Annotated in this window: 17 protein-coding genes, 1 pseudogene and 1 riboswitch; of the genes and pseudogenes, 11 read left to right on the forward strand and 7 right to left on the reverse strand. The window is 44.8% G+C overall.

Annotation, left to right across the window (positions count from 1 at the left end; all coding sequences use genetic code 11):
* Positions 1-109: 109 nt before the first annotated feature.
* Positions 110-742 carry an FRG domain-containing protein gene (locus OKX56_RS14010; protein WP_287896926.1) on the reverse strand — a complete coding sequence of 211 codons (633 nt, stop codon included), beginning with the start codon at positions 740-742 and terminating at the stop codon, positions 110-112.
* 333 nt (positions 743-1,075) lie between these two features.
* On the opposite strand from OKX56_RS14010, the gene OKX56_RS14015 reads away from it, so the two are divergent.
* The 4 genes from OKX56_RS14015 to OKX56_RS14030 all read left to right on the forward strand — a co-directional run bounded on the left by OKX56_RS14015 (position 1,076) and on the right by OKX56_RS14030 (position 4,010).
* On the forward strand, positions 1,076-2,182 hold the full coding sequence (locus tag OKX56_RS14015) for a saccharopine dehydrogenase family protein (protein ID WP_287896928.1): 1,107 nt from the start codon (positions 1,076-1,078) through the stop codon (positions 2,180-2,182).
* Between the two features lie 139 nt (positions 2,183-2,321).
* On the forward strand, positions 2,322-2,606 hold the full coding sequence (locus OKX56_RS14020) for a hypothetical protein (RefSeq protein ID WP_019226043.1): 285 nt from the start codon (positions 2,322-2,324) through the stop codon (positions 2,604-2,606).
* Positions 2,607-3,398: a lipid II flippase Amj family protein gene (locus tag OKX56_RS14025; protein ID WP_287896930.1), complete on the forward strand. Its 792-nt coding sequence runs from the start codon at positions 2,607-2,609 to the stop codon at positions 3,396-3,398.
* A gap of 171 nt (positions 3,399-3,569) precedes the next feature.
* Positions 3,570-4,010: a CoA-binding protein gene (locus tag OKX56_RS14030; protein ID WP_287896941.1), complete on the forward strand. Its 441-nt coding sequence runs from the start codon at positions 3,570-3,572 to the stop codon at positions 4,008-4,010.
* Between the two features lie 61 nt (positions 4,011-4,071).
* On the opposite strand, the gene OKX56_RS14035 is transcribed toward OKX56_RS14030, so the two are convergent.
* On the reverse strand, positions 4,072-5,133 hold the full coding sequence (locus OKX56_RS14035; protein ID WP_287896932.1) for an HD-GYP domain-containing protein: 1,062 nt from the start codon (positions 5,131-5,133) through the stop codon (positions 4,072-4,074).
* Between the two features lie 95 nt (positions 5,134-5,228).
* Positions 5,229-5,314, reverse strand: a riboswitch (cyclic di-GMP riboswitch).
* Positions 5,315-5,638: 324 nt separating this feature from the next.
* Here OKX56_RS14035 and OKX56_RS14040 point away from each other — a divergent pair.
* The 5 genes from OKX56_RS14040 to OKX56_RS14060 all read left to right on the forward strand — a co-directional run bounded on the left by OKX56_RS14040 (position 5,639) and on the right by OKX56_RS14060 (position 9,709).
* Complete coding sequence (locus OKX56_RS14040) at positions 5,639-6,217, forward strand: DUF3795 domain-containing protein (RefSeq protein ID WP_287896934.1); 579 nt, start codon at positions 5,639-5,641, stop codon at positions 6,215-6,217.
* A gap of 64 nt (positions 6,218-6,281) precedes the next feature.
* Positions 6,282-7,151: a pentapeptide repeat-containing protein gene (locus OKX56_RS14045; RefSeq protein WP_015043744.1), complete on the forward strand. Its 870-nt coding sequence runs from the start codon at positions 6,282-6,284 to the stop codon at positions 7,149-7,151.
* 1 nt (position 7,152) lies between these two features.
* Positions 7,153-7,671, forward strand: coding sequence for a DNA-deoxyinosine glycosylase (locus tag OKX56_RS14050; RefSeq protein ID WP_015043743.1), 519 nt, complete (start codon positions 7,153-7,155; stop codon positions 7,669-7,671).
* A 57-nt stretch (positions 7,672-7,728) separates the two neighbouring features.
* A complete protein-coding gene (locus OKX56_RS14055; RefSeq protein ID WP_015043742.1) occupies positions 7,729-8,481 on the forward strand; it encodes an SGNH/GDSL hydrolase family protein in 753 nt (250 codons plus the stop codon).
* An 85-nt stretch (positions 8,482-8,566) separates the two neighbouring features.
* The gene (locus OKX56_RS14060; RefSeq protein WP_015043741.1) at positions 8,567-9,709 is read left to right on the forward strand and encodes a glycoside hydrolase family 113; all 1,143 of its coding nucleotides are present in this window, start codon (positions 8,567-8,569) and stop codon (positions 9,707-9,709) included.
* Between the two features lie 29 nt (positions 9,710-9,738).
* Here the strand turns inward: OKX56_RS14060 and splB are convergent, their stop codons facing one another.
* The 4 genes from splB to OKX56_RS14080 form a co-directional block, all read right to left on the reverse strand.
* Complete coding sequence (splB, locus tag OKX56_RS14065) at positions 9,739-10,803, reverse strand: spore photoproduct lyase (RefSeq protein ID WP_176714377.1); 1,065 nt, start codon at positions 10,801-10,803, stop codon at positions 9,739-9,741.
* Positions 10,778-11,524 (reverse strand): Ni/Fe-hydrogenase, b-type cytochrome subunit, encoded by a 747-nt coding sequence (cybH, locus tag OKX56_RS14070; protein ID WP_015043739.1) that lies wholly within the window; start codon positions 11,522-11,524, stop codon positions 10,778-10,780. Before cybH ends, splB begins: the two co-directional genes overlap by 26 nt.
* Before the next feature lie 66 nt (positions 11,525-11,590).
* Complete coding sequence (locus OKX56_RS14075) at positions 11,591-13,297, reverse strand: nickel-dependent hydrogenase large subunit (protein WP_015043738.1); 1,707 nt, start codon at positions 13,295-13,297, stop codon at positions 11,591-11,593.
* 22 nt (positions 13,298-13,319) lie between these two features.
* Positions 13,320-14,459 carry a hydrogenase small subunit gene (locus OKX56_RS14080; RefSeq protein WP_068882932.1) on the reverse strand — a complete coding sequence of 380 codons (1,140 nt, stop codon included), beginning with the start codon at positions 14,457-14,459 and terminating at the stop codon, positions 13,320-13,322.
* Positions 14,460-14,725: 266 nt separating this feature from the next.
* Between OKX56_RS14080 and OKX56_RS14085 the strand changes: the two genes are divergently transcribed.
* On the forward strand, positions 14,726-15,244 hold the full coding sequence (locus tag OKX56_RS14085) for a DUF2179 domain-containing protein (RefSeq protein ID WP_015043736.1): 519 nt from the start codon (positions 14,726-14,728) through the stop codon (positions 15,242-15,244).
* A 125-nt stretch (positions 15,245-15,369) separates the two neighbouring features.
* Here the strand turns inward: OKX56_RS14085 and OKX56_RS14090 are convergent, their stop codons facing one another.
* Positions 15,370-17,466, reverse strand: coding sequence for a glutamine synthetase III family protein (locus OKX56_RS14090; RefSeq protein ID WP_015043735.1), 2,097 nt, complete (start codon positions 17,464-17,466; stop codon positions 15,370-15,372).
* A gap of 222 nt (positions 17,467-17,688) precedes the next feature.
* Here OKX56_RS14090 and OKX56_RS14095 point away from each other — a divergent pair.
* A pseudogene (locus tag OKX56_RS14095) lies at positions 17,689-17,934 on the forward strand (integrase core domain-containing protein); the annotation flags it as partial.
* Between the last annotated feature and the right edge of the window lie 423 nt (positions 17,935-18,357).

Genomic DNA, 18,357 nt, shown 5'->3' on the forward strand with positions numbered 1-18,357 from the left:
CGGCAAATGCTCCTGAGCATTGCCGAGTACCGTATGCTAAGAGCAAATGCGACGAATGATTTTTATATGACGCGAGCCTGCTGGTTACGGCGGGCTCTTTTTTACGCCGCTAGAGTTTACGCTTACGATTGTTCAAGGGGCCGATGACAGCGGCAGGCTTCTTATTGGCAAGGATTTCAGCGTTCGGCCCAAAGTAGAGATCAACGATCTTCTCATCTACATTGGGAATATAGCCAGCTTTAACAAAGCTATGAAATGAGAATGCTTCATTGAGCAGAACGGGATTTAGAATCCAAACTGCAGCATCTTTGCCAACATCGTTAGCACCCCGACCATCCAATGCAAAGAAAAGGGCAGTAAGCGCATCTCGGCTCCAATCCAATAGTCGGGTTGGTACTCCGTAATGTTGCATCATAAAGAGCCAGTGCCAATAAGCTGCCGGACCATTCGGAATGGGAAAAGAGGGCAGCTCCTGTACGAAAGGAATAGCATAAGATTTGAACTTAGATAGATAGATAATTTCCATTTGGGGATTGCGCCCTCTTCGTGTGATGCTGGGTTCTAAATTGAATGCGTTTTGGTTTGCCGGTTGGTTTTGACCACGGTACCATAATTCACATCTCCCCCCCGCAGGGCAGATCTTTTGGAATGCATAATCTACAGCTCTTAAATAATCTTCAACACTTTCAATCCGAGTCACACAACGAGTAACTGGACTTGATTGTTGTATTTCAGTAGACATTTCCCCACCTCCTTTATAAGTTATGAAAAGTAGGACAGGGAAGTGCGTGTATGGAGTTGTCATTTGAGTGAATGTGTAAATCTACCGACTTCCGATGACAGCCGGTTCCCGCCACTTGGAGGATGATATTAATACATCAAAGAAAAAAATAATGGAAGATAGTGTAAGCTTAGGATACAATAGGGGTATGGTCCCTTTTCATTATCATAGATGCCGCTGAAGGCGACGTAAGGACGAGTTAGGTGACAGACCATGCGAGATTTGTAAGGGACTAGCTTTTGGAGTTTTCACTTAAAAGTGAAAGTACTGGCCAAAAGAAAGGAAGAGGAACTGATGTCTAAAATCCTTATCCTAGGTGGGACAGGTCAAACTGGCAGATTGATATCGCGTCATCTATTGGAGTATTCCGAAGCTACCGTTACAATTGGGACACGATATCCCGACAAGGCACAGGTATTTATTGATGAGCTGAATCAACAGTACCCCGGTTTACGTGCATCGGCTGTTTATGCAAACGCATCAGAAGCGGAATCCTTACGAACAGCGTTTAAAGACCAGTCTATCGTTGTGGTCGCAGCCCCCACGACTTCCTATACCGAAATCGTGGCCCAGGCTGCGCTTCAGGCTGGAATTGATTATCTCGATGTGCAGCTTGGCTCTAAGAAATTTGCTTATTTGCAGTCCCTTGCTACAGAAATCAAAAGCGCTGGAAGAACTTTTATCACGGAGGCCGGGTTTCATCCTGGGCTTCCTTCCGCACTGGTTCGTTACATGGCCACCCATATGGACTCGATTGAAAGCGCCATAACAGCTGGCTATCTTAATATGGGGAAAGATCTTCCTTATACCGAAGCAGTTGACGAATTGGTTGAGTGTTTCAAGGAATATCAGGCTCAGGTCTATAAGAATGGACAATGGACGAAAAAAAGCTCGTATGAAATACGTAAAATAGATTTTGGGAGCGACATCGGATTGAAACGGTGCTATTCGATGTTCTTTGAAGAATTGCAGCCGCTGCCGGAGTTGTACCCGTCACTCAAGAATCTTGGCTTTTATATATCGGAGTCACACTGGGTGACAGACTGGGTGACGATGTCAATCGTCTGGATGTGGCTAAAGATCATGCCAAACGCTGTCAGATCCATTGGCAAGCTTTTATGGTGGAGCATGGGCACTTTTCACAAACCGCCATATCGGGTTGAACTTCTGGTTAGGGCATCTGGATCTAAGGATGGACAGATGATTCAACCCCACGTCAGCGTTTCTCATCCCGATGGTTACGAATTAACAGCTATCCCTGTTGTTGCAACTTTATTGCAATACTTGGATGGCTCTGCCCGTAAGCCTGGACTTTGGATGATGGGGCACTTGGCTGAACCGAATCGTCTTCTAAAGGATATGGAAAAAATGGGTGTGAAGTGCATATCAAGCTTTTCCTAAACGGCAGCTGCTTATTTGATGTACAATCTGCATTGGACTTTACAAAAAATTGAGTCAAGATTGAGTCAAGAAGGAATTTGTCAAAATACCCAGAAATAACAATCATAACCATGTAAATATTTATACAAGGAGTAATCACATGGAGAGATTAACAAAAGCATTAGAAAGCAATGGTCTTTTTATTGTGGACGATTTTCAAATACAGCATGATGCAAACGGTTATTCTGGGGAAGCCATTAACAAACTGGCAAAGTTCGAAAATTTTTATGATGATTTGATATTCAAACAAAGTGAAATCTCTATGGGATTAGAAAAGCTAAGATTTGAAGGCAAAACGAATTCAGTAAAATTCAAGCAACTGCTGACGAATAAAATGACCAATCATACAATATTAATTCTTTTGAAAACGTATGGATTGCAGTAAATGGAAAAGATGCTAATAGAATTAATGATTCTTACAGTTGTCATTCATATTGTCGATACCCTGGCCTACTCTGTACGCTTGAATTCCGTAAAGAGTGGACAGGTTGCTTTATCTTTTTCACTTTTCAACATGTTTGTTCTTGTTTCACGGACAGCCAACATGTTTCAGGGACCGTTAATTGCAAGCATTGTTAGTTTTAGTATAGCGCAAGGACTGAACCCGATCAGTGATTTGCGGTCGGTTATTTTTGCTGCGACAGCGGGGACCCTATTTGGAATCCTGCTCATACCTACATTTTTAAAGATATTTGAAGTTGCTGTCAAACGTTTAGAATTAGCCGGTTCTGTACCTTCCTTAGTTGTCGAGGCCCTGCAGGCAAATAATATCAAGCGAATTGTAAAAAGTGCTGTACGGCCTTCGAAGACAATGCTGGAAAGACTAAGGTATAGAGAGATACCCAAAAGGTTACTTGTTATCAATATTATGGTTACAGGTATATATACCATTGGGGTCCTTGCCGCTAATTACTCAGCTCTTCTGGTTCCGGAGCAAGCAGCACTAGCAGCAGCAGCTTCATCAGGAATCATTAATGGCATGGCAAGTATTCTACTCACTTTTTTTATCGACCCAAAATCGGCAATTATTACAGACCAGGCATTGAAAGGAATAAGGCCGTATGCTGATGTGAAAGCATTGGTCGTTATGCTTATTGCTACAAAACTAATTGGCACATTATTGGGGCAAGTGCTGTTTTTGCCGGCAGCCCAGATTATTGCAAGCTTTTACATGTAGTGATGACGCCTGTTCATCATGAATATTAGCAAGGAAATAAGAGCCTGTTTATTAATGCGATAGGGAACTGAAAATAGTTTTCACAGAAAATAAATATTGGAAGAAGGAATTAGCCACATCACCAAGAAAGTAAACAATAATTTAATAAAGGGGGTCATTTTTTTGACGACAATGAGCTCAGTCAATGATTTTCTAGACCAGCGTACTTTAGCGGTGGTCGGGGTATCCAGATCCGAAAAGAAGTTCTCGCGTAGGCTGTATAGAACGTTAAAGAAGAGAGGGTATAATGTTTTTGCCGTAAATCCCAATATGGACAGTATTGACGGCGAGATCTGCTATGAGAACCTTCAGTCTTTACCGCAGAAAGCCGACGGCGCAGTGATCGTCGTCCCTCCGGACCAAACCAATAAGGTCGTTAGGGACGCGGTAGAAGCTGGAGTCAAGCATATCTGGATTCAACAGGGGGCTGAATCTAAAGAGGCTATAGACTATTGTACGGAAAATCAGATAAACGTCATCCATGACCAATGCGTCCTAATGTTTGCAGAACCATCGTTTCCTCATTCATTCCACCGGTGCGTATTGAAGGTGTTTGGAAAACTTCCGAAATAATAGGTTAGCCGGCTCAAAAAACATTTGAGCCGGCGTTTTTTTTTCAAGAAATGGATCAGCTTCACTCTACAATGGAAACAATAAAGGTTGTAAGATCTTCGACAAGGTTATATTCCTTAGCCCGGACATGGGCCAGCCCTTTGTCAGCGATTAATATCCTGATAATTGGGCGCATCGGCAAACTTTTATTCTGGTCAACCACAATCCCAACTTCACCTGTATTGAGCTTAACGGTACAGCCGGTCGGATAGGCCGCAACATGCTTTAAGAACGTTACAACCAACTGCTGGGAGAATAGTTTGTTTGCACATCCCATTACAATTTCACAGGCTTCATGCGGGACGATCCGGGAGTGGCCCGGGCCATCATTGACCAGATTATCATAGAAGTCAGCCAGCCCTACGATTTGAGCCAGGACATGGAGATGCCGGCCGGACAGCTTCCGGGGATAGCCGTTTCCGTTCAACCATTCGTGATGCTGCAAAGCAATATGCGCACTCAATAAGTTCAATTCCGGTTTGTTCCGAAGTATTTCAAATCCATGTACAGTATGCATCTTATATAGGTCATTTTCCTTCGGAGTAAAGGCCTCACGTTTGGCGACAAGCTCATTTGGCAGCTTGACAGTCCCGATATCGTGAAGCAAAGCCCCTACCGCCAGCGCCTCCAGGGTATCTTTATCCAGTCCCAAAGCTTTGCCCAAAATGGTCGCAAGGACACAAACACTGACTGAATGCGCATAAACTTGATTGTCATAGCTCCGCATATCTGTCAGGCTCAGAAATATCTTTTCTTGAAACAGGACGTCCCCGATGATGTTGTTTACTGTCTTTTTTACCTGAAAACCATTGAGATCTTTACCGATTCGTACCGCTTCCGCTGAATGTTCAATGGAGTTCATTGCCTCCCGCCTGTTTTCCTCGGAAATAACATCCTCAATAACGATATCCTTCGTTTCGTCATCGTCCACATAGACAATACTAATGCCCAGTTCTTTTAACCGGTCGATATATGGCTGGGTCAGCGTGACTCCTTTCCCAAGCAATGAACGGCCGTTATGCGAGAAAATGGTTCGTCCCAACACGTCTCCCTTTTGAAGCCGGTTTACACTTACCTGACGCAATTGTAATCTTCCTTTCCGATAAATCAGTGCTAGCTGAAGCAACAAAAAAATCACCAGCAGATTGCATGGCGACATTCAAAACAAACCTGAGCGGATTCGGTAGCCTGGCAGTCATCAGAATTATTCTGGAAGACCCATAGCTTTGCGTCCCTGGCTTTCACCAAGTTTGCCATTGTCGTTGCTCCTGTATCCCTATTCGATTGATATTTCGGTCACAGAACTATTGTAGCACATCCCTTTCAGGTTCTACAGGGGTTATTCGAAAAAATATTCTTTATTTTGGCGCCAAATGATCAATGTTTCTTGGTTTAGCAGAGGAATCCGCTTAAATTCGTATAACTAATTAATGATGTTTATACGCGTGTGGATCGGTACAATTCCCGTTAAATAAGCCTATTCCGTATGCGTTAATAAGCAAGATCGTGAAGTACAGAGTTGCGGAGAACTGTTCTGCACGGGTTGAACTCTGATTTTTATCAAACATTGCTATCAGGAGATGTATGCGATGGTCAAATCAATGGTAAGTAAAGAATACAGGCGGAAATGCGCCGACTTTTCATTATGCGGATTGAATTGCTGTCTCTGTCCGCGCTTTCATACGGACGGTTCTTCAAAGTGCCCCGGCTGCGGGGGTCCGGACTTTTTTTTGAAGCATCCTTCCTGTGCCGTAATTACCTGTAATAAAAAGCATCAAAATGTTGAATACTGTTTTGAATGCAGTGTCTATCCATGTGAGAGGTATCAGGCTCCAAGCGAGGCCGATTCCTTTATATCCTATCAAAATGTATTGCAGGACCAGGCCAAAGCTAAAATGGATCTTCAAAATTATCTTGAAGAACTGACAGAAAAACACAAAATTTTAGGCGAACTGATCGCGAATTACAACGATGGCAAATCAAAGGGATTTTATTGTCTGGCGGTCAACCTGCTGCCGCTTTCCGTCCTGAATAATATGATGGATAAGATCCATCATATGGATCGGATCAACTGCAACGGCAGTGCTGAAGAAGCCGTCCGCTTGCTGAAAGCGGAAGCCGATCGTCTGAATATTCAACTGGTTCTTAGAAAGGCCAAAAAAGATTAGACAAACTATTCAAGCATTATTTCTGGGGATAAATCAAATGTTCTTTGTTTTGGAGGATCAAACATTGTCTGGAATTCGTGAACCAATAGACATTTTTGCTGAGCAGAGACGCAGTCTGAGAGCTGACTGTGAGAACTGCTTCGGATTGTGCTGCACCGCGCTGTATTTTTCAGCTTCGGAAGGCTTTCCAAACGATAAAGAGGCCGGTCAACCCTGTCGGAAGCTGCAGGAAAATTTTCGCTGCAGTATATATCAAGATCTTCAGGGACTGGGCCTGAAAGGCTGCATGGCATTTGACTGTTTTGGCGCAGGGCCAAAGGTATCCAAGCTCAGTTACGGCGGCAGAGACTGGCGGCGATCACCGGAATTCCAGGAGCAAATGTTTGAAGTTTTCCTTGTCATTCGGCAGCTTCAGGAGATACTCTGGTATTTGACAGAAGCAGAGACATTACAGCCCGCTCATTCAGTTCATGAGGCGCTTCGTACCCTGCGGGAAGAGACGGAACGGCTGACACTGCTCAGCCCGGGTGAGCTTCTGAAAATGGATGTACCCTTATATCGTACCGAAGTAAATACCCTGCTGCTTCAAACAAGTGAACTGGTCCGTGTTTCTGTTTGTCAGGAGCGGAATATTCAGGCCGGGATTTTGAAGACCTTTAAGCGCAGGAATAGTCTGATTGCTGCAGATCTCCGGGAAACGGACCTCAGAGGGGCTAACCTTAGAGGAGCCTGTCTGATTGCCGCAGATCTCAGCGGGAGCGATCTGGGCGGAGCTGATTTGATCGGGGCGGATTTGCGCGATGCCGACCTTAGTGGTACTGATTTAAGCCATAGTATTTTTCTGACCCAGCCCCAGCTAAATACGGCGAAGGGAGACAAGCGTACCAAGCTGCCGCCATTACTCTTTTATCCAAGACAATGGAGTTTGGACTGATATGGAAATGGAAATCATCTATTCATTTGAACCGGTCATCAATCAGGAGTCCCGGGTATTGATCCTCGGCTCGATGCCGGGAGTGCAATCGTTGAGGGAGCAGAAATATTATGTACATCCTTACAATCACTTTTGGCGGATTATGTATGCGCTTTTTGACGATGCCCGTGGATGGTCTAATGCCGCGGATGCCATGGATGATTATGATAGCAGGAAACAATTTCTTTTGGACAGAAAAATTGCCCTTTGGGATGTCATTTGTAACTGCTCCAGAGAAGGCAGTCTCGATAGCAATATAGTCAATGAACAGGTCAATGATTTTCAAAATTTATTTATTCAGTACCCACATCTGGAATTACTTGCATTTAACGGAGCAAAGGGCTTTAATATATATAAGAGGAAAATCCGTCTGGAGTCTGCTTCCATTGCCTATCTGCTATTGCCCTCAACCAGTCCGGCCAATACGATGAAATTTGAGGAAAAGCTGACACATTGGAAAGCAATTTTGAAATACTTATAAAATTTTGAAGTAATACCTATGAAGTTTTAAGCAAGTCGTTGTGAAAGGTGTGAATTGATGGATAACAATCAGTCTGAACTGAAAGAAAATTATACATTTCTGATTGTAGGAGACTCCATTTCCAAAGGCGTGATCTATAACGAGGATCAGGGGAAATATTCGTTATTGGACAGAAACTATGTTTCTCTGGTCCAGAACAGCCTGAAGGGCATGGTTTATAATGCTGCGAAATTTGGTAATACCATAAAAAAAGGCATTGAACGCCTTAATCGGGATGTCTCCAAAACGCGTCCGGATATTGTACTGATCGAATTTGGAGGCAATGACTGTGACTTTGACTGGATGCAGATTGCGAGTGATCCAATGGCAGAGCATGAACCCAAAACGGATTTCAACGCTTTCGGGAAAATGCTCACAGATACCATTATTTCGCTTAAAAACAATAATATTATCCCGGTGTTGATGACGCTTCCCCCGCTTGACGCGGATCGGTATTTCAAGTGGATTAGCAAAAACAGTAATGAGATAGGGAAAAATATATTGATTTGGCTTGGAAGCGTTACAAAGATATACTGGTGGCAGGAACGCTACAACTCCATGATTGTGAACATTGCAGAGGAAACCAAGACAAAATGGATCGATGTAAGAGGTGCTTTTCTGAAGACACCGGATTTTACTCAATTGCTTTGTATTGATGGGATCCATCCGAATGAAGACGGGCATAAGGTCATTGCCCAAAAGGTGACGGAATACCTCAGACAGAATTACAATTTTCTGCTCAAAGATTCTTCCGCGGACAGTCTTTCTTAGTATTTAGAAAGTATAAGCTTTTCATCTTTACGCTTCTAATCATCAATCTATTTAACATGTACTATTCTTAGGAAGGGTCAGAATATTGAACAATTTGCTGAATACGCTCAAAAGAAATAAAACCCCGCTGATTGTATTAGGTGTCATTATTGTGGTGTTGCTAATCATTAAACTGGTTCTGGTGGATATTGTCTATATTGGCTACCAATACGAAAAGAACAGGATTATTACCCCATGGGGGGAAAAGATAAAATCGGCAAACCTGTCTGTAGATTATACAATTGAACAGGCTCTGAGCGATATAGACAGTCTTGGGCTGAATACCCTGAATGTCCCTGTTCAAATTGATATTCCGTCGTTGACAGCCAGTACGATGAGTATCAATGCGGAAAGCGAAAAGAAAGCGGTCTGGCTGATTAAACGCTTAAGATATAAAGGAATTAACGTCATCCTGGAACCTTATCCGTATATTCAAAACGGTGAGAAATATGAGACGGATCTCAAGCCGGATAATATCAATCAATGGTTCTGGAACTGGAAACAGGTCGTCCTTGCCGAACTCATCCGTGATGTGGCTAAGCCGAATAAAGTCTACGCCCTATGTATCGGTTCCAACTTTGATCAATTCGAGGATCAATGCGGTTATTGGACCGATGTCGCGGATTTTGTCAGGGCCGGATACCAGGGCAAAATGACTTACCGGACAAACTGGTGGTATACAGCTGAATGGAATGCCGGGCAGAATTTGGCGTACGATACCTACATTGCCAAATTAAATAATCCGGTTCTTGGAAAAGTGGATTTTATCTCTGTAGCAGCTTATTTTGAATTGACCGACCAGGAGACCAATACGGTAGATAACCTTGTAAGCTCGATCTATAAGACCCGGATTTTTGACCGAAACCAGAATATCTATGATGAATTAAAGCAGCTGTCTGCAAAATGGAACAAACCTGTATTCTTTGGTGAATTGGGTTTCCCAAAAAGAAGCGGTGCCGCAGTTCATCCCTGGAACCCTTTGCCGTCGGACATTATCAATAACCAGGAGCAGGCAAATTGCTTTCTGGCTTATCAGCAAGTGTTTGAAAAAGAAACCTGGCATCTTGGTTTTTCTGTTTTTGCTGTGGGCAAAGATGATGAAAACAAGAATTATTACCCGAGCGAGCAAAGCAAGCAGGCCATTAAAAGATGGTATGCCGAATACCAGCATACTGGCAAGGAACGATGAGTGCCATGGACGGTACAATAGCCGAAAAGCTAAATAAAGTATTTGGCTTTTGCTCCCGGGAAATGACGGTTCATAAACGCCAGAAAGGAAGTCTTTATTTCCTCCATTTCAACGGGTGGGTAGACATATTTTCCGTAGCCGAACTGCCCGAATTTAAATTTGCGCGAAGCTTCATCCATCGGTAGGCTTGTCTGCGGATAGATATTTAAAATATTGGACTTGGCTCGGGAAGAAAAACGATGTGTGATAAATTCAAAAGTAAGCGCTGCAGGAGAAAAGTTTGCCGGAGAAGCGGCTTTTAACTGCTCTGCCAGGTCAGCAAAGAGCTTTTCGTATTGATCCATCCAGTTCTCAAATCTGATAATCGGGGCAATAATAAAACCCAAAGGGTAGCCGGCGCGAAGTACTTTTCCGGCTGCCTTTATTCTATTTTCAGCGGATGGTGTCCCATGCTCATAATTTCTGATGATTTCCTCGCAATTCAGGCTGAAACGAAACCGGGTATGACCGTGATGTTCCAGATTCAAAAGGCTATCAACGTCAGTGAATTTTGTGACAAAGCGGAACCGGCCTTGAGGCTGCCTTCCAAAAAATTCAATGCTTTTTCTCAGACTGCCTGTATATTGTTCCATCGGGATTGGGTCGGACACTGCGGCTCCTTCGAAATAAGTGATCTCGGGTAAACGTTCCTGGATTAAAGTTTGGGCTTTTTCAAGCAGTTCATTTATATTAACATAGATGCGGATGTACGGTCTTGCACCCAGCGTCGTGGCTAAATAACAATATTCGCACATCCCGGGACAGCTTGTGGTCAGCGGCAGCTGATAATGAGCTGAGGGTTTGCAGGTTTGAAACGTTTTTCCGCGTTTAACACCGATCACCAATGTTTTTTTGGCTTCAAAATAGGTTTTGGCAGCAGTATCTCCGCTCAGACCGGTTATTCTGTTGTGAGAACTTGTTGCTTTGACCGGAATCTTGATTTGCCGAAAATAATCAACAAGCTTCTTCCCAAGTGGATAATTCAGGGCTTCGGGTTCATAAAAGACCTGTTTGGGCTCGAAATTCAAGTTAATCCCCCTTCTGGAGTACAACATATTCAGGGGTATGGACTTCTTCAGCGCCGATAGTAGAGGGCAATTCATATTTATACCCATTGATCATGGATGAGGTAGTAGCATCATCATCCAGAAGATCCTGTCTGAATACAAGGTAGAGGTGAATCAACAAAAAAACCACATAGCCCCAAGCGACAAGATGATGACTCATTCTAACCAGATTCTCGTTGTGAAAAGCCGGAATAACCCAGGAAAACAACTTTCCGGATATACCGTCCGGATTGGTGCCTATCCGCATAGCAAAACCGGTTATAATCATGAAAAAACTTCCGATCCAGATGAAAAGAAGATAAGATAGCTGGGCCAGGGCATTATGCCCGAGATGTCCCTGATGTTCTCCTCTCATAAATAAATAGTAGCGGACTGTTGACTTGAGGTCCTGCCAAAAAGCCTTCTGCCAGAAACGTATCTTGGCATACGCATTGCCTGCCCAGAACCAATAGAGGCGGAATAACAGATTGGCCGTAAAGATAAAAGCGGCTATTCCATGCCAGTAGCGAACTGATCCCATTAAAAACTGCTGGAAAGCTTCTCCGGCGGTTATAAAGACAGGATTTCCAATATACAGACCTGTAAGAAAGAGTACGGTGACAGCGGCTGCATTTATCCAGTGAAACATCCGGACAGGAAATTGCCAGACGTATACCGGTCTGCGCTGCGGCATCGGAGCGGAACTTTTCTTTTCTTTGGATAAGGCCAATCGTAATCCCTCCATATCACTTAGAATATATGCTAGCGTCACCATGGCACGCAGATATTGTGGCCCCTAGATTTTCTCTAGCAATAGTTTTCCTTGTGGTGTTATCAGGTGTGCCGCGCAGGCGATGCAGGGGTCAAATGAGTGAATGGTCCGGAGCAGTTCCAGGGGCTGGTCGGTAGCAGCGACCGGTGTGTCGAGCAGCGACGCCTCATAAGGACCTTTTTGTCCTGTAGCATCCCGCGGTGAGGCATTCCAGGTTGTCGGCACAACCGCCTGATAGCTTTCTACCTTGCCGCCGCGGATTTTAATCCAGTGAGCCAGGGCTCCTCGCGGGGCCTCAGCCCAGCCGACACCCTGCGCTTCTGCCGGCCAGCGGCTCGGTTCCCATTTTTCAGGATTGAAGGTTTGTGTGTCACCGGCTTTAATATTAGCGATTAGGTCCGCATAAAAACCGGCAAGTTGATCGACGCAAAATTTTGCTTCCAGTGCTCTGGCCAGCGTTCGTCCGAGCGTTGAAAACAAAGCGTTGAGCGGAAGGTCCAGTTTCCGCAGGGAGCTGTCGACCATTTCCTTGATTTCCTTATTGCCCTTGGCATAAGCAACCACGAAGCGGGACAGCGGGCCGACTTCCATCGCATGGCCCTGCCAGCGCGGTGTTTTGATCCAGCTGTATTTTTTTGATTCATCCAAATTGTGATAAGGTGGTTTGGGCCCGTCATATGCTGGATCCGTCCGCCCCTGCCAGGGGTGAAGCCCGGAATCCTTATCCGCGTATTGATACCACGAGTGAGATACAAATTCCTGAATATGGCTTGGATCCTTTAGATCAAGATCATAGACTTTGCTTAAATCTCTGTTCAGGACAATCCCGCGAGGGAACAGATAACTGTCCGGCTCGTGGATATCGACGAGCGGTACACCACCGTAGGCCAGGAAGTTGCCGATTCCGCCTCCCCAAAGGTCTTTTTTGTAAAAGCCAGCAATGGCTAGAATATCTGGAATAAGGACCTGGTTGACAAACGTTTGGGCTTCATCGATCTTCGTTTTCACAAGATTCAGGCGTTCCATATTCAGAACATGGACATCATCAAGGTTGATGCTCGAAGCATGCCCGCCGACCAGATAGTTCGGGTGCGGGTTTTTCCCTCCGAACACGGTATGGACTTTAGCAATTTCTTTTTGCCAACTTAATGCTTCCAGGTAATGCGCGACTCCCATTAGATTGGCTTCCGGAGGCAAGCGATAAGCGGGATGACCCCAGTAAGCATTGGCAAAAATACCAAGCTGGCCGCTTTGGACAATATTCTTAACTTTGTTTTGCACATCCCTGAAGTAACCCTCCGAAGAATTAGGCCACGAGGAGATGGACATGGCCAGACTGCTTGTTGCTTTAGGATCAGCCTTTAATGCGCTTAAGACATCAATCCAGTCAAAACCATGCAAATGATAAAAATGAATCACATGATCCTGGGTAAATTGGGTCAGCGTCATGATATTGCGTATGTAATTGGCATTTTTGGGGATCGGATAATCCAAGGCATCTTCCACTGCCCGCACGGAAGCAATCGCATGGATGTGCGTGCAAACACCGCAAATCCGTTGGACGAACGCCCAGACATCACGTGGATCCCTGTTTTCGACAATCTTCTCAATTCCTCTAAATGTTGTTCCTGAGCTGACGGCATCACTGATCTTTGTACCGTCAACAATGGCTTCAATGCGTAAATGACCTTCGATCCGGGTGACAGGATCCACAACAATTCTTGTTGTCATTGAGATTCAAAACCTTTCTGCATTAGTCTTCTTTATGATTTGTCTTCTTAGTTACTTGTCTTTTTTGTTCAGTATCCGTACTTCCGGCCGGGTGGTTCTTTTTCCCACGCCCTTTAGCAGCGGCCGTAATTCCCCCATGGGCAACAACACCCAGACCGGCTACACCTAAAGCGGCAAGACCGATATGGTCAGGGTTGCCGCCGATGGCCTCATTGGGGATCTCAGCCAGGTGAGTATAAAAAGGCGTGCTGGAATCATACCAATTATTCTCGGAACAGGCCATACAAGGGTGTCCTGATTTAACAGGAAAGCTGACTCCGTCATTCCATTCCGTTACGGCGCAGGCATTATAAGCAACTGGGCCTTTGCAGCCAACTTTATACAAGCACCATCCTTTTCTGGCACCTTCGTCATCGAAGCGCTCCACAAACTGGCCGGCATCAAAAAAGGCCCGGCGGGTGCAGCCATCATGGACACGTTTGGAGTAAAAGGCTTTAGGACGGCCCAGGCTCGTTAATTCCGGGATTTTCCCAAATGTCAGGTAATGAACGATTGTACCGGTGATGACTTCAGCAATGGGCGGACATCCGGGAACGTCAATGACAGGCTTGTTCTTGACAATTCTCCGAATCGGTACAGCCTGTGTTGGATTGGGGTGTGCCCCCTGGACACAGGCGTTGGTCGCACAGGAGCCATACGCTATCACGGCAGCTGCTCCGCCTGCACATTCCTTCAGGAGCTGGTTGGCAGTCATTCCGCCGATGGTACAGTAAATGCCGCCCTCTGCCAGTGTGGCACTGCCTTCGACTACCAGAATATATTCCCCGTAATGTTCCTGCATTGTTTTTAGACGGACAGACTCTGCCTGTGTTCCGGCTGCGGCCTGCAGCGTCTCCATATAATCAAGGGAAATCATATTGAAGATCAGGTCCGAAAACAAAGGGTGGGCGGACCTGATGAAAGACTCGCCGCAGCAGGTGCATTCCTGCAGATTTAGATAAATGACAGGTGGGCGTGACTTGTTTTCCAAAGCTTCCACAATTCTGGGGACAGCGGTTGCATCGAGTCCCAGCATTGCTGCAGTCATGGCACAGAACCTTAAAAAGTCCCGCCGGGATATTCCTTTCTGGCGGGCCCAGTCATAATAGCTGCCCTTTTTCAATATTTTCCCCTCCCGATATAGAATATTGGCTTGCTGAATGAAAAAAAGCCAGTCTTTTGCCAGTTCGTCATTATTGTGCGTTCCTTAGCATATTTTATTCATTTCTTTACATATACAGGTATTTTTGTAATACGCAGGAGATAATCGGCAATGTGAGTGAGACAGCAATTCAGAAAAATTTGGAACAGCATAGTAGAATTACGCTAAAATGGATCATAATAATATCAAAGAATGATCCAGCCGAAAAAAGAAGATTGGTGATAAGAATGAGCCAAGTAGTCCTGTTTGCTCTGATGATCATGGCTATTAATATTACGTACGTATCACTGACAACGGTACGGTTTATCCTTGTGATCAAGGGCTTAAAGGAGTATGCTTCCATGCTGTCCATGATCGAAGTGCTCGTGTACATTGCCGGATTGTCTATTATTCTGAAAAACCTGGACAGTTACTGGAACATCGCAGCATATTGCATCGGCTATGGTATCGGAGTGTATCTGGGAAGCAGGATCGAGGAAAGACTTGCTCTCGGGTACATGACTGCCGAGGTCATTGTTGATTCGCTCGATGAGACGCTTCCCAAATTATTGCGTAAGAAAGGATTTGGCGTTACGACCTGGACCGGGGAAGGCCGCGACGGGAAACGCCTCCTGATGTTGGTTCTGGCCAAAAGAAATCGGCAAAAAGAACTTTTGAATATTGTTAATGATTCCTGCCCAAGTGCGTTTATATTCTTCCAGGAACCTAAGAATTTCCGCGGAGGATTTTGGGCCGGCAGGCGATAAGAACTCAAAACAGTAAATGGCCTGCAAAGCTGATGCGGGATAGAGAAATGACGATGAGAATGTAATAAAATAGCAGAGGAGAGGGCTGGTGCCCTCTCCTCTGCTATTTTTCTGAAGGGTATGGATTAAATGATGAACAGCATTTCCACATAAGTCGGCAGCGGCCAAAGCTCCGCGTCAACAAGTGTTTCAAGCTTATCCCCATAGATCCTCAATTCATTCATCGCGGCAAAGACGATATCACGGTAGTAAACCGCATTGGCATGGACATCTTCAACGTCAGCCGCGCCCAAAACAGCTTTTTCCAAAGCCACAGTTTTGGCTTTAAAGGAACCTAAAGCCGAAGATACTTCTTTGATGACTTCTTCCTGAGCCGAGGTATCCGCAGAAGCCACGGCAGCTTTAACGCTTTGTACGGAACCGGCCAGGTCAGTTGCATATTTTGCAGCTGCGGGAAGAATAAGCCTGTTAGCCATATCAATCATCGTTTTGGCTTCGATATTGATCGTTTTGCTGTATTGCTCCAGCAAAATCTCGTAACGGGAATGAACTTCCTGTTTGCTCAATACACCGTGTTTCTCGAACGCATTGACATTCTTCTCGTCAATGAAGTGCTCCAAAGCTTCCACCATGGATTTGATGTTCGGCAGACCGCGTTTTTCTGCTTCTACGACCCAGTCTTCGGAATAGTTGTTGCCATTGAAGATGATACGATTGTGTTTGACCAGAATTTCTTTCAAGAGGGCCTGCAGTTCGCTGTTAAAATCGGCAGCCTTTTCAAGCTTATCGGCAATCTGGCAAATACTTTCAGCGACAATCGTATTCAGGACCATGTTCGGGCCGGCGATGGATGCACTGGAAGGAACCATACGGAACTCAAATTTATTTCCGGTAAAGGCAAACGGTGAAGTCCGGTTGCGGTCTGAGTTATCCTTCGGGATTTCCGGAAGCGTGGACACGCCGACTGTCAAAGTGCCGTTTGGTTTGGATGATACAGCACCGCCATTGTTTTGGATTTGTTCGACAATATCCGAAAGCATGTCGCCGAGGAACATGGAAATGATCGCCGGGGGAGCTTCGTTCGCACCGAGACGGTGGTCGTTTCCAGGGTTGGCGGCGGACACTCTGAGCAATTCGGAGTATTCGTCCACAGCTTTAATGACAGCACAAAGGAAAGTTAAGAACTGAGCGTTATCGTGAGGGGTATTTCCCGGATCAAGCAGATTCTGTCCATCATTGGTGCTCATGGACCAGTTATTGTGTTTCCCGGAACCATTGACGCCTGCAAACGGTTTCTCATGCAGCAGGCAGACCAGATCATGATGCAAGGCAACCTTTTTCAAAGTATCCATGATCAGTTGATTATGGTCGGTAGCAACATTGGTTGTCGAGAAAATGGGGGCAATTTCAAACTGACCAGGAGCAACTTCGTTGTGCTGCGTTTTAGCCAAAACACCTAACTTCCAGAGTTCTTCATTCAATTCTTTCATAAAGGCGGCGATGCGTTCTTTGATGCTGCCGAAGTAGTGGTCTTCCATTTCCTGGCCCTTAGCCGGAGGAGCACCAAAGAGTGTTCTGCCGGTAAGGACTAAATCCATTCTGGCATCAAAAAAACTTTTATCAATCAGAAAGTATTCCTGCTCGGGTCCGACCGTAGAAATGACACGGGTTGCTGTCGTATTGCCAAATAATCTTAACAGTCTTACTGCTTGTTTGGAGAGTGCTTCCATAGAACGCAAAAGCGGAATTTTTTTGTCGAGAACTTCACCGGTATACGAATAGAATACTGTGGGAATCGTCAGCGTGACGTTGCCGTTTTTTTCTTCTCTGGCAAAAGCCGGAGAGGTGCAGTCCCAGGCAGTATAGCCTCTGGCCTCAAACGTGGCTCTAATGCCACCGCTTGGGAAAGAAGATGCGTCGGGTTCGCCTTTGATCAGTTCTTTGCCGGAAAATTCCATAATGACTTTGCCGTCGGCAGTCGGAGAAATAAACGAGTCATGCTTCTCCGCAGTGAGTCCTGTCATCGGCTGGAACCAGTGGGTATAGTGGGTAGCCCCTTTTTCAATCGCCCAGTCTTTCATTGCATTCGCAACGACTTCTGCGACATCGGGATCCAGCGCTTTCCCGTCCTCAATTGTTTTCTTCAAAGCTTTGTAAGTTGCTTTGGGCAGCCGTTCCCTCATGACGGCATCGTTAAAAACGTTCATTGCAAAGATATCCATTGTTTCGAAATCTCCCTTCAGATTTAGATATTAAATAATGGTACATAGATAAATAACCACAAAAAGCAAAAAAAGCAAAAACAAACTTAACCCTCAAAGCGTTTGGTCGAGGAATAAGCATCTTTGCTTAATTTACCTATAAAAATATATCAAAAAGTTAACACACTTTTTTAGAAATAACAAGTGTTTATTCTGATGTATACAAAATATAATCGGATAATAATTATCCGCTGTATGAGCGGAAAAGGCAATTGTTACGACAACGCCTGTGCAGAAACCTTTTTCAGTACCATCAAATCAGAAAGGCTGCATCACAGGAAGTACAAGGACCTGAAAGAAGCAAGAAATGATATATTCTGGTATATAGAAGGCTTCTACAATCGAAAGCGAAGACACCAAGCATTGGGCAACATAACACCAGTTGAATTCTTAAAGAGATACTATGAATATCAACGAAGAGTCGCTTAGCGAAGTCGTTTGGCCGTTGTTAAGGGCGAGCAACGCTCGTTCATCGGGGGCGAAGCCGAAGACCCTTGACAGCCAGGATACACTAAGACCCTCTTGTTCTAAGGCCATGACAATGGCCTTATGCCACCCGGCGAGGGCGGTCTCCTGCTACCAAATTGAAATATTGAGGAATTCTGAGAATTCATTAGAAAAACTAACTCTGGAGTGTCTGTTTTATCGAGAAAAGGTCAATATTGCACAATCTCACAAATATGATATTATTTATTTAAGTTATTTTTTGTTACATTTTTTTTTCGCGTGAATTGGAAAATTAAATTCCAGTCCAGCCAAACCCTAACTGGAACTTACCATTGCAAAGATAGTGCTGGAAATTACTCTTCCAAATACCTCGTCAACCGGTTGAAACCAACCAATGGTTATCTT

The sequence above is a fragment of the Dehalobacter sp. genome, from assembly GCF_030063005.1.
Taxonomy (GTDB): domain Bacteria; phylum Bacillota; class Desulfitobacteriia; order Desulfitobacteriales; family Syntrophobotulaceae; genus Dehalobacter; species Dehalobacter restrictus.